Below are 12,079 nucleotides of genomic sequence, written 5' to 3' on the forward strand. Positions count from 1 at the left end.
TGTGAACGAAATGGTCGACCGGGTTGTTACAACACCGGTGAACCGCTCACTCTAGGGTTCGTCCATGGACCGTTCAAAGCCCCCAGGCGAAGCGCCGCAGCACGATGCGAACGGATGTGAGGAATTGCCCGCAGACGAAAAAAAAGCCCCGGGTCCGGGGCTTTGGGGGTATTGGGTTGCAGCGAAATGGACGCCGCCATGGTCACCGCGGTGGCGGTGACAGCGGCTCCTCAGCTTTCGCAGAACCGGCTATACAAGCGTTATGCCGCAGCCTGGAAGCGATTGCGCAAGGCACGCACTTCGTCGTGGTTGCGCTGTGCGCCCTCGGCCTGGCGTTCCACCATGGCACGCACGTTCGCCGGCAGGGAAGCCTTCAGCGCCTTGCGGTAACGGGCCACGGCCGCGTCTTCGCCGCGCTCGCACTCTTCCAGCACCGCCTTGTCGTCACGGGTGGACATCGCCGCCTTCACGGACACCCAGCCGCGGTGCAGTGCGCCGGACATGGAACCACCGCTGGAAGGCTCGCCGCCATGGTTGCGGATCTCGCGCTCCAACTCGGTGGCGGCCGCCGCACATTCGCTGGCGTGGCGCAGGAAGATGCCCTTCAGTTCAGGCGAGTCGGCATGCTCGGCCGATGCCTTGAAGCCGTACTCGCCGTCGCGGCAGGATTCGAGCAGGTCGTCCAGCACATCGACCACGTCGTCGTTGTCCACCAGGGCAGTGGTGTTGTCGTAGGTGTTGCCGTAAGCGGAGTCGGAGCCCAGCGTGGTGCCACGGCCTGCGCGCTCCCAGGCGGCGCGGGCAGCGGGGCGGGCCTCTTCCCACTCGAGGCGGCTGGTGGAACGTGCCGTGCCCCAATCGCGGGCCAGGTTGGGTTCGACGGCGTCGAAATCGCCGTCGTAGCGGCCAACCGAACTCCAGCCCAGCTCGTAGGCGGGACGGTATTCGTCATAGGCGCGGCCCTTCACGTAGTAGGGCTCGCGGTCGTAGCTTTCACGCCAGTAGGCATCTTCCACGGTGGGGTTGACCGACTCGGCGGCGGCCTTGCCGGCCAGACCGCCGACCACGGCACCCGCCACACCGCCGACGGCCGCGCCGATCGGGCCGCCGAAGGCACCGGCCGCCGCTCCCGCCATTGCGCCACCAGCAGCGCCGACGCCGGTGCCCACGGGGTGCGCGCCAGGCTCGTTGGTCAGAGGGTCGCGGTTTGCATCGTTGAAATCGGACATGAAGTAACTCCGGTTGGTTGAACAGTGCCTTCATTCTTCAAGGCATCCATTGCGCCGGAGGTCGGCCTGTGCACCGCACGCCTGTAGGACTCGTGCCTGCACAGGCCTGTGTGAAAACACTGGCCGAATATTGCTTCTTTGCTACAAAATTAATAGCTACATGCCGGCATTTTCATTGCCGTGGAGGCCTTTTTTTTCATGCATCTTCGGGCGCGTCCAGGCCCAGCTCCTGGATCTTGCGCGTGATGGTGTTGCGGCCAATGCCCAGGCGCTGCGCCGCCTCCATGCGCCGGCCGTGCGTGGCGGCCAGCGCCGTGCGGATGAGGCGCGACTCGAAACGCCGCGACAGCGCATCCCAGACCTCGGTCTGCCCCCCGGACAGCAGCTTGTGCGCCTCGGCCTCCAGCGCCTGCTCCCAACCCGGCGAGTCCGCCAGGATCGCCTGCGACGCCCCGGCCGGCGGGAAGGCCGTCCCCAGGGCCGGTGCGGCAAACACCCGGTCTTCCCGGGGCACCGCCGCCGCAGGAATGGCCGGTGCAGTGCCTTGTAAAGCCGGGGCCGCCAGCGTGGAAACCGGCGCCTCGCTGCGCGGCTCAGGCACGGCCGGTGCAGCTTCCAGTGGCGCCGCCGCCACGGGCGCCTCCAGCACTTCGGGCGGGAGGTCCTGCAGCGAGATCACCTGCGCCGGCGCCATCACGGTCAGCCAGTGGCAGATGTTCTCCAGCTGCCGCACGTTGCCAGGAAAGCCGAACTGGCCCAGCCGGACGAGCGCGGCGTCGGAGATGCGCTTGGGTTCCACGCCCAGTTGCCGCGCGCTCTGCTGCAGGAAATGCCGCGTCAGCATGGGCACGTCTTCATGGCGCTCGCGCAGCGCGGGCAGGCGCAGCCGGATGACGTTGAGGCGGTGGAAAAGGTCTTCACGGAACACGCCGTCCTTCACCCGGCGTTCCAGGTCCTGGTGGGTCGCCGCGATCACGCGCACGTGGGCCTTGACGCCGGCATGGCCACCTACCCGGTAGAACTGGCCATCGGACAGCACGCGCAGCAGCCGCGTCTGCAGGTCGAACGGCATGTCGCCGATTTCATCAAGGAACAGCGTGCCGCCTTCCGCCTGCTCGAAGCGCCCGCGCCGCTGCGTCTGCGCGCCGGTGAAGGCGCCGCGCTCGTGGCCGAACAGTTCACTCTCCAGCAGGTCTTTCGGGATGGCCGCGGTGTTGATGGCCACGAAGGGGCCGCCGGCCACGGGCGAATGCTTGTGCAGCGCGCGCGCTACCAGCTCCTTGCCAGAACCCGATTCGCCGGTGATGAGCACCGTGACCTGGCTCTGGCTCAGCCGCCCGATCGCCCGGAACACGTCCTGCATGGCCGGGGCCTGTCCCAGCATTTCAGGGGTGGCGGTCTGGCGCTCTTCGGTGACTTCTTCGCGCTGGCTTTCTTCGACGGCGCGGCGGATCAACTCCACCGCCTTGGGCAGGTCGAAGGGCTTGGGAAGATATTCGAAAGCGCCGCGCTGGAAGGCCGAGACCGCGCTGTCCAGATCGGAATACGCCGTCATGATGATGACGGGCAGGCCCGGCTGCTGTTCGCGCACTTTCTCCAGCAGTTGCAGGCCCGAGCCACCCGGCATGCGGATGTCGCTCACCAGCACCTGCGGACCTTGCCGCTCGGGATCGCCGGGGGTGATTTCAGCCAGCGCTTCCAGCACCTCGCGCGGGTGGGTGAAGCTGCGCGTCGGCAAGCTCTCGCGTGCCAGCGCCTTCTCTAGGACGAAGCGGATCGAGGGGTCGTCATCTACTATCCAGATCGGCTTCATGTGTTGGTTCTACCTTGTTCCCATGGATTGCTTATCGGGACCTCAAGGCAAGGGAATGAGGATTCGGAAATCGGTGCGACCCGGCACGCTGTCGCACTCGATTAATCCGTGGTGCCGCTGCACAAAGGTTTGCGCCAGCGTCAGCCCCAACCCCGATCCCCCATCACGCCCTGTCACCAAGGGATAGAAAATCCGCTCCTTGATGGCTTCGGGCACGCCCGGTCCGTTGTCGATGACATGCAATTCCAGTGCCAGCCGATAACGCTGCCGGCCGAAGGTGACCTGGCGCGCCACGCGTGTGCTCAACGTGATCAGCGCGTCGCCCACGCCGATGCGATCCGTGAGCACCTGCGCCGCGTTCTGCACGATGTTCAGCAGCGCCTGGATGAGTTGTGCGCGGTCGCCGCGGAACTCGGGAATGGAGGTGTCGTAGTCACGCTGCACTCGCAGCCCCTGCGGGTACTCGACCAGCACCAGCGACCGTACACGCTCGCACACCTCGTGGATGTTCACGTCGCCCACCAGGTGCGGATGGCGGTGCGGTGCCAGCAGCCGATCCACCAGGCTCTGCAGCCGGTCCGCCTCGTGGATGATGACCTGGGTGTATTCGGTGAGCTCGGGATTGTCGAGCTCCATCTCCAGCAACTGCGCCGCGCCGCGAATGCCGCCCAGGGGGTTCTTAATCTCGTGCGCCAGGTTGCGGATCAGCTCCTTGTTGGCCAGCGCCTGTTCACGCAGGCGCTCCTCGCGGTCCTGCCGGGCCTGAGCCTCCAGGGGCCACAGCTCGACCAGGATCTCGCCGGTGTGCTCTGCGACCGCCAGGTGCACATGAACGGGCATCGCATCCTGCTGCTGTGCACGGCGCAGCGCGGCCTCGAAGCGCAGCGCGGCGAAGTCCTGTCCGCGCGCTCCGGCAAGGGCTGTCTGCAGCAGCGCCGGGTCGGAAAAATAGCCGCTGAAGTCAGAGCCTTCGAGCGTGCGCCGCGACAGCCCCAGCATGTTCTCCAGGGACGCATTGGCGAACAGCACGGCCCCGTCGGGTTGCAGCACGGCCACGAGCGTGGACACGAGGTCCAGCGCCTGGTAGCGCGCCGTATCGGGTTTGGAAGAAGCCACCACGCTCAGCGACTGGCCGCGGGCAGGCGGGCGAGTTCGCGCTTGATGCCGGCCACATCGCTGTCCGCGCGGGCGAGGCTGGCCTTCAGCTCGGCGGTGCGCTCCATCCACAATTGGGGGTTGCGCAGTTCGAGGGCCGTGCGCTGGGGCTCGCCGTTGTTGTATTCCTTGGCGATCTCGGCCTGACGTGCCTCGGCCTTGCGTAGTTCGGCTTCCAGGATGGCGCGCGCATCGGAGTCCCTCGCGCGCTGGTCGTTGGTGTCCACCCGGGGGGCGTTGGCGGGCGAGGTGCTGGCGCTCGGCGCGCTGCCACCCGAGGCCGCTGGCGTCCCGCCTGGCCGCGCACCCTGCACGACCGTCACATTGCCGCCTTCGACCAGTTTGCAGCCACGCTCCTTGGCCTGGCTGGCATTGTTGGTGTATTCATTGCCGCAGCGGTAGATGCGATCCTGCGACCACGCGGCGGGCGCCACGGCGGCGATGGCCATCAGTGCGATGAGTGTTTTTTTCATTCAGGTTCCTCGCAAGGCATGCCGGCGGCATGCGGGAGATGCCAGGGGAGTATCTCCCAATCGCTGGGCCTCGCCAATCGGCGCCCCCGGTCGGGAGCGGTTATTCGCCCAGGGACCACGGCGCTGGCAGCGCCATGAAAAAAGGCGGCCGAAGCCGCCTTTTGGTGGGGTGTCCCGTGGCCGCAGCCCAGGGATCACAGCGAGTAGTACATATCGTATTCCACGGGGTGGGGAGCCATGCGGAAACGCGTGACCTCGCCCATCTTCAGGTCGATGTAGGCGTCGAGCATGGAATCGGAGAACACGCCGCCCTTGGTCAGGAAGCCGCGGTCCTTGTCCAGATACTCCAGCGCTTGATCGAGGCTGTGGCACACGGTCGGCACCAGCTTGTCTTCCTCGGGCGGCAGATGGTACAGATCCTTCGTGGCGGCTTCGCCGGGATGGATCTTGTTTTCCACGCCGTCCAGGCCGGCCATCATCAGGGCCGAGAAGCACAGGTACGGGTTGGCCGATGGATCGGGGAAGCGTGCCTCGATGCGGCGGCCCTTGGGGTTGGCCACGTAAGGAATGCGGATCGAGGCCGAGCGGTTGCGGGCCGAGTAGGCCAGCTTCACCGGGGCTTCGAAGCCGGGCACCAGGCGCTTGTAGCTGTTGGTGCCAGGGTTGGTGATGGCGTTCAGGGCACGTGCGTGCTTGATGATGCCGCCGATGTAGTACAGGGCGAAGTCCGAAAGGCCGGCATAGCCGTCGCCAGCGAACAGGTTCTTGCCGTCCTTCCAGATGGACTGGTGCACGTGCATGCCGGAGCCGTTGTCGCCAGCGTAGGGCTTGGGCATGAAGGTCGCGGTCTTGCCGTAGGCATTGGCCACGTTCCAGACCACGTACTTCAGGACCTGCGTCCAGTCGGCGCGCTCGACCAGCGTGCTGAACTTGGTGCCGATCTCGTTCTGGCCAGCGCCCGCCACTTCGTGGTGGAACACTTCGACAGGGATGCCCAAAGATTCAAGGATCAGGGACATTTCAGCGCGCATGTCCTGCGTGCTGTCGACGGGGGGCACGGGGAAGTAGCCGCCCTTGACCGTGGGACGGTGGCCGCGGTTGCCACCTTCGAGCTTGGCGCCGGAGTTCCAGGGCGCTTCGTATTCTTCGATCTCGAACATGACCTTGCCGGGCTCGTTGGACCAGCGCACGCCGTCGAAGATGAAGAATTCAGGCTCAGGACCGAAGAACGCCGTGTCGCCCAAGCCGGAGGCCTTCAGGTAGGCCTCAGCGCGCTTGGCGATGGAGCGGGGGTCGCGGTCGTAGGCCTTGCCATCGCCCGGCTCGATCACGTCGCATTGCAGGAACAGCGTGGTTTCCTCGAAGAACGGGTCGATGTTGGCGGTGTTGGGATCGGGCATGAGCTGCATGTCCGAAGCTTCAATGCCCTTCCAGCCCGCCACCGAAGAGCCGTCGAATGCGTGACCCGAAGAGAACTTGTCCTCATCGAAATGGGACACGGGCACAGTCACGTGCTGTTCCTTGCCGCGGGTATCGGTGAAGCGAAAGTCAACAAACTTGACCTCGTTCTCCTTCACCATCTTCATCACGTCTGCAACGGTCTTTGCCATCAGGTTCTCCAGGATTTAAGCGCTTGTTGAAAAAAACACCACAAAAGAAAAGCAGGTTGCGTGCCAGCCAGGTGCTGCAATGCACTAAGGCGGAGCACGCCCTCCTCCAAACCTGCCGCGCCACCGAATTTGCACCACTAAAGTGCAAATCATCGAGCGCAGCGTTGTTTCAAATATCTCGCACCATTTCAGGGCCGCAGTTTGCACCAAATTCATGCAAAGCCGCCTGCAAAGCGGTCCAAGCGGCAGGTACAAGCTCTGCAGGCCCCTTGACGCCGAGTTCGATATGGCGCCCGTGCACGGGATGGTCCACGCTCGGCAAGCTGAAAACACGTACCGACGCGTGCTGGCTTTCAATACGCTCCATCAACGGCGTCAAAGCTGCCTCCATCGCGCCGTAGACGACGACGGAGTGCTCGGTTTGGGGCGCACGGTTGAACCACTGCGCACAGTGATGGTCCAGCACCCACTCCACCATCGGCCACGCCATCACGGGAAAGCCTGGCACGAAGTGCACGGCACCACCGGCACTGCCATCGCATGAAAAACCAGGAATCTTGTTGTACGGATTCGGGATGATGCGAGCTCCCTCGGGAAACACCCCCATGTTCAGCCGGTGCACATTGTCCGCACGGTCGGGTTCATAAGCCACGCCCTGCTCCATCGCGACATCCTGCATCCGCTCCCGAATCAGCGATTCGGCCTCCGGATGCAATCGGAGCGGAACGCTCAGCGCGCGCGCAGCACACTGGCGGGTGTGATCGTCGGGCGTGGCACCGATGCCACCACAGGAAAACACCACATCCCCGGAAGCAAAGGCTCGCTGCAGGGTTGCGGTGATGCGGCCTGGGTCGTCACCCACATAGTCGGCATAGGCCAGCTGCAAACCGCGCGCGCCCAGCAGCTCGATCACCTTTGGCAGGTGCTTGTCGGCGCGCTTGCCGGACAGGATTTCGTCGCCAATGATGATGAGTCCGAAAGAGGGGGTCATGGTGTCGGGTTTGCGAGGGCAATGGGGGGAAGGATGGGGGCTGGTGGAGTGCCAACGCCACCACCAGGACCGCCAGCGTGCTCGGCGCGCAACTGCTGCAGCGCGTCCAGCGCGTAGTGGGTAAACCACAAGGAGGAGAAGGCGAACACCAGGGTGTAGATCCAGACGGCCAAAGGAATCAGGACGAAAAACGCCGCGGCGAACAACACCCCGGACGCCCAGACGATTCCAGGCGCTGCCCCCAGGTAGCCGCACAAGATGCCGATGGTCAGCAGGCGCATACGGTGGCGCTTGAAAATGGCTTCGCGCTCCTGTCGGCTCGCATGCTCGGCCAAGGCGTCAAACGCCATGACGCGATAGGTCAGCCAACCCCAGATCAGCGGTGGCAGCACCAGCACCAACGGTGGAATGAGCCAGAGCGGAACGGACACCACCAGCGCCGCCATGGCGGCCATCGTCGCGCCGAGAGACCATGCCAGGCTGGCCACCATCGACGCGCCGCGCTTGCGCTCCAGCAATGGGAAACGGCGCCTGGCCACGACTGTCACGAGAGCAGGCGTCATGATCACTGCGACCACCAGCACCGAAACGATCATGATCACCGGTGTCGAGAGAACCACCACGATCAAAGGAGCGATGGCGGCGGGTGCCTGCTCGATGCCCCAGGCCTGGAACCATCCCCACACCATCGCCAGAATGTCCGATGACTCCAACGCCGAGCGGACCGCCTGCACCGCAATGCCCCAGAAAAAATGACTGGCCACCCAGGCCAGCAGCAGCATGAGCAGCAACGGCAGCAGGGAAAGCGCAATCACGCGGGGGTGCAGGCAATAGGCGGCAGCGCGCCAGAAGGAATCGATCAGCAATGCCATGGCGCGAGCATAGCGTGGACACGAGTCCAGTCGGCGGCTAGGCTTTGCCCAGCAGGCGCAAAACACCTCGCCACTGCTGCGCCCAGAACCCTTGCCCATAGTTGCGAACGCGGCCATCCGGCCCTGGCTGGACCTGATCACGGACGCCGGTTGGATCGTATCGGAGTTCGAAATTGGCAGTCCGAAAGAGCATGTCCCACCAAGGCAGCAACACGCCGAAATTGCAGCCGCCCAACACCGTGACGGGCTTCTGAACGGGCTCGGCCTGGACATACCGCTCCGCCATCACTTTCGTTGGAGACGGGACTGAGCGCATTGCCACCGATTCATGCCCGATGCCGATCGCATGGTGCAGGCGGTGAAACCGGGGACTCACCCAGAGACGCTCCCCCCAGCGACCGAACCACAAACGCAAATTGGCATGATGGAAGTTCTCGCTCAACTGGGTCAAGGCCACAATGGCCACGAATTGGCCCGGGGCCACACCGATCAGTTGCGCCACAGTGACCACGATGGCATCCCGAAGCAGATCATCCAGAAGGTGGTTGCGGTTGTCGCTCCACATCGTCATTTGCCGCTGCGAATGGTGCAGCGAATGCAGCCGCCACCACCATTCGAAATGGTGTTGTCCGCGATGAATCCAGTAGTCCAGAAAATCAAACACTGCCAGATAAACCAGCAGGCTGACCCAAGGCAGGTCGGTCACGCCCGGCCATAACGCATCCAGATGGAACGTGCTGATCCCATCCATGCGCAGCGCACCGAAAAATGCATCCCACAACGGATCGACACTGAAAAAAAGCGCCAACCGGAACAAGCCGAGGCGGTGAATCAGTGTGTAGAGGATGTCCGTTCGCACCGCCGCCCGGTCAACCAGGGGCTCCACGGGCCGCCAGCGCTGCAGCGGCGCAATGATTGCCACCATCACGACCAACTGCAGCAATCCGACCAGCAGCCAGCCGGTGGCAGCATAGCCATCCTCCAACAGCCCCGCCATGCCCGTTGCGAACATGACAGGCTGAATCACCGACTCGAACAGCCATTGCTGTGCGGTGTCGAAACCGTTACTCAACCAATCCATCGCTCACAACTCCTGTACTGTCCATCGACTGTTTGGACTCAACGCTTGCCCGCCAGCCAATCACGGTAATCGGGATGGTCATTCAGCGTTCTGAAGCAGAACCCGCGCTGCTTCAACCCGTCGATCAGGGGCTCCAGCACCGTTGGAGCCCACGGGTCCTTCCGCGACCAGATACCCAGATGGGCCAGCAGAATGTCTCCGCCGCGAATATTGTCCAGCGCTTTCTTCAACAACGCTGCATTACTGAATTTCTCACTGGGCAGTTCATCGCCCAAGAAACCTGCCGGCGACCACCCCACGTGCGCATAGCCGCAGGATTTGGCAACGGCCAGAAGGCGAGGCGATGTCTTTCCGCCAGGCGCTCGGAAAAGTGGAAGGGGTGCCTTGCCCGTCACTTCGCGCAGGCGATCGGAAGCCCTTCGTATCTCGGTGCAGTACTGCTCTGCGCTGAGGGTCAAATCCTTGCCTGCCTGGGGGCCAGATGAGGAACGCACATGGAACTGCGGCGCATTCGGCGCACCAGCATCGGCGCGCCAATAGGTATGGTCCATCGTGTGAGAGGCAAAAGCATGCCCCTCTGCCGCCCGGGCATGCCACCACGGTGCCCACGCAGCCCCCAAACTGCCATCGCCCGTTTTTGTTTTTTCATTGGCTGCAAAAAAAGTGACGAGGACTTTTTTTTCGTTTAAGCACATCAGCAACCAAGGGGGCAATTTCCATGTGCCCCGTATCGAAGGTCAGGTACAGCGGTTTCTGACAATCCGCAGTTTCGGCCGCTAACGCAATATTGACGGGCACAGATGCTATTAAAAAAATAGCATACAGCCCTAAGAGCGTCTGGTTGCGCAATGCCATCTTTTCCTTGAGTCCTCACCGTGGAGCGTGCTGAAGGGTCCAGACGCCATGAGGCGATTTGCCCACATTGATTTTCTGAACGACCTTCCGTTCTACCGTGTCGATGACCAGCATCTTGCGAGCCCATCGGGCACTGACGTAGATCCATCGGCCATCGGCAGAAACGTCCATGCAGTCTGGTCCGCCAGGCGCCGGATAGGTATCGACCACTTGACGTTTGACCATGTCGATCTTGCTGATCGTATTGGCGACCCGATTGCTGACAAACACATGGCGCTTGTCACCCGCGCCGCGAAAAGCATGGGCACCGCTACCGGTCTTGATCCTTTGGACGCTGCGAGGCGCATTTTCAGACACGTCGAACACCTCGACGCTATCGCTGCCAGTCAAACCGATGAACAGGAATTTATCGTCTGGGCTTCCGTAGATATCGGCCGGCATGGCGCCGGTCTTGATTCGCCATTTGATCTTCTGGGTTGCGATGTCGATCGCCACAAGTTCATCACTGTCTTGCATCGTGGAGTAGACCGTTCGGCTCTGGCTATCCACCCAAAGATGACTCGGGGTTTTGGCCGTCGCCACCCTTTGTACCAAAGTCAGGTCTTTGCCATCCCAACGATAAAAGTCCACGTGGTTCAAGCGATTGGCCGCGGTGATCAACCACTTCATATCGGGGGTGAACCGCAAATGGTAAGGATCAACAATGCCTCGCACCGTGCGTTGCACTTGAGAGGTCTTCGGATCAATGAAGGTCAGCGTATCTGCCAACGCATTTGCCACTACGAGAGATTTCTCGTCTGGTGTCAGGTACATGTGGTGCGGCTCTTTCCCCGTGGGAATCCGAGAGGTTTCCGTCCAAGTAGCCGGATCAATCACGCTGATATCCGCTTCAAGCGAGTTCAGCACGAACACAGGAGGCGGTGACGAAGGGGCCGCACTGACCACGGTCGCAGCAAAAAAAAGTCCACCCCAACAACGCACCGCGGAAACATCCGCCAAATGAAAACTTCACAGCATGTACTTTCACAACACGCGGCAGTGTAGCCGGTGCAAGTACACCGCATCTGCCCATTCAGGTAACAACCCAGCGCCTCTTCAACCACCCCAAGAGACCAAGATTGACGGTCGGCGGCAGGCTAGCTCGTCAATGCTGCAAGATCCTTGTCATCAAGCCATTTCCACTGCCCTGGCGCCAGATCCGCCGGCAATGCCAGATTGCCGACACGCGACCTGTGCAATGTCTCTACCCGGTTCCCCACTGCAGCGAGCATGCGTTTGACCTGATGGTACTTACCCTCCGTCAAAGTAAGGCTTACACCGTGATCGGATGTCTGAACACAAGCAGCGGCTTTTACCGCAACAGGATGGTCATCAAGCACCACGCCTTCGAGCAAGCGAGCAATTTGAACTGCACTCACAGGGTGTTTCGTCGCCACTTCGTACACTTTGGGAACATGTTTTTTGGGAGAACTCATGCGATGAATGAATTGCCCGTCATCGCTGAGTAACAGCAGTCCCGTGGTGTCTTGATCCAAACGCCCTACCGCTTGCACACCCTGTATCGCACTTTTACAGGGTCGTTGTCGCAACGGCACAGGCAGCAACGTATAGACACTTGGGTAAGTGGAAGGCTTCTGAGAGCATTCGGTCCCAGATGGCTTATGAAGCATCACATAGGCTTTGGGTTGGTACACCCATGTTTCCTCTTGAACCTGAAAACGCAATCCATCCGGAGTTACGTCAACGGAGGAATCAACGCAAACGCTGAATGCATTAGCTTCCGGGTCAAACAAGCGAACTAAACCTCGTTGAATCAACCCTGCACATACCCTTCGTGTTCCGAAACCCTGAGAATAAAGAATATCTTGTAATTGCATGTGACTACAAATGTATTACTTGATTCAAAATTTTCATTTCCCCAAAGCAAAACAGCCGACATCTTTGGATGTCGGGGCGGTTTGGCTGTAAGAGCCTGACGATGACCTACTTCTACACGGGAA

General features: G+C 62.0%; 11 protein-coding genes and 1 pseudogene. All 12 read right to left on the minus strand.

Annotation, left to right across the window (positions count from 1 at the left end; all coding sequences use genetic code 11):
* Positions 1–260 precede the first annotated feature (260 nt).
* On the minus strand, positions 261–1,229 hold the full coding sequence (locus AC27IQ_RS05650) for a ferritin-like domain-containing protein (protein WP_284411663.1): 969 nt from the start codon (positions 1,227–1,229) through the stop codon (positions 261–263).
* A gap of 196 nt (positions 1,230–1,425) precedes the next feature.
* Positions 1,426–3,042 carry a nitrogen regulation protein NR(I) gene (ntrC, locus tag AC27IQ_RS05655; protein ID WP_284411661.1) on the minus strand — a complete coding sequence of 539 codons (1,617 nt, stop codon included), beginning with the start codon at positions 3,040–3,042 and terminating at the stop codon, positions 1,426–1,428.
* Between the two features lie 42 nt (positions 3,043–3,084).
* A complete protein-coding gene (gene glnL / locus AC27IQ_RS05660; RefSeq protein ID WP_487088788.1) occupies positions 3,085–4,161 on the minus strand; it encodes a nitrogen regulation protein NR(II) in 1,077 nt (358 codons plus the stop codon).
* A 2-nt stretch (positions 4,162–4,163) separates the two neighbouring features.
* Complete coding sequence (locus tag AC27IQ_RS05665; RefSeq protein WP_487088790.1) at positions 4,164–4,670, minus strand: hypothetical protein; 507 nt, start codon at positions 4,668–4,670, stop codon at positions 4,164–4,166.
* A gap of 194 nt (positions 4,671–4,864) precedes the next feature.
* Positions 4,865–6,280 carry a type I glutamate--ammonia ligase gene (glnA, locus tag AC27IQ_RS05670; RefSeq protein ID WP_272551879.1) on the minus strand — a complete coding sequence of 472 codons (1,416 nt, stop codon included), beginning with the start codon at positions 6,278–6,280 and terminating at the stop codon, positions 4,865–4,867.
* A gap of 169 nt (positions 6,281–6,449) precedes the next feature.
* Positions 6,450–7,271, minus strand: coding sequence for a competence/damage-inducible protein A (locus AC27IQ_RS05675; protein ID WP_317355782.1), 822 nt, complete (start codon positions 7,269–7,271; stop codon positions 6,450–6,452).
* Positions 7,268–8,143, minus strand: a complete 876-nt coding sequence (locus AC27IQ_RS05680) for an EI24 domain-containing protein (protein ID WP_487088793.1) — start codon at positions 8,141–8,143, stop codon at positions 7,268–7,270. Before AC27IQ_RS05680 ends, AC27IQ_RS05675 begins: the two co-directional genes overlap by 4 nt.
* Positions 8,144–8,180: 37 nt before the next feature.
* A complete protein-coding gene (locus AC27IQ_RS05685) occupies positions 8,181–9,224 on the minus strand; it encodes a sterol desaturase family protein (protein ID WP_487088795.1) in 1,044 nt (347 codons plus the stop codon).
* Between the two features lie 38 nt (positions 9,225–9,262).
* Positions 9,263–10,079 (minus strand): annotated as a pseudogene (locus AC27IQ_RS05690) (polysaccharide deacetylase family protein).
* Positions 10,080–10,094: 15 nt separating this feature from the next.
* Complete coding sequence (locus AC27IQ_RS05695) at positions 10,095–11,024, minus strand: YVTN family beta-propeller repeat protein (RefSeq protein WP_487088797.1); 930 nt, start codon at positions 11,022–11,024, stop codon at positions 10,095–10,097.
* Between the two features lie 191 nt (positions 11,025–11,215).
* The gene (locus AC27IQ_RS05700) at positions 11,216–11,956 is read right to left on the minus strand and encodes a 16S rRNA pseudouridine(516) synthase (protein WP_487088799.1); all 741 of its coding nucleotides are present in this window, start codon (positions 11,954–11,956) and stop codon (positions 11,216–11,218) included.
* Positions 11,893–12,079, minus strand: a 187-nt coding sequence (locus tag AC27IQ_RS05705) for a hypothetical protein (RefSeq protein WP_487088805.1), incomplete at its 5' end; no start/stop codon positions are given. The genes AC27IQ_RS05700 and AC27IQ_RS05705, both read right to left, overlap by 64 nt.

It is taken from the genome of Acidovorax sp. KPB24-07 (assembly GCF_057543315.1).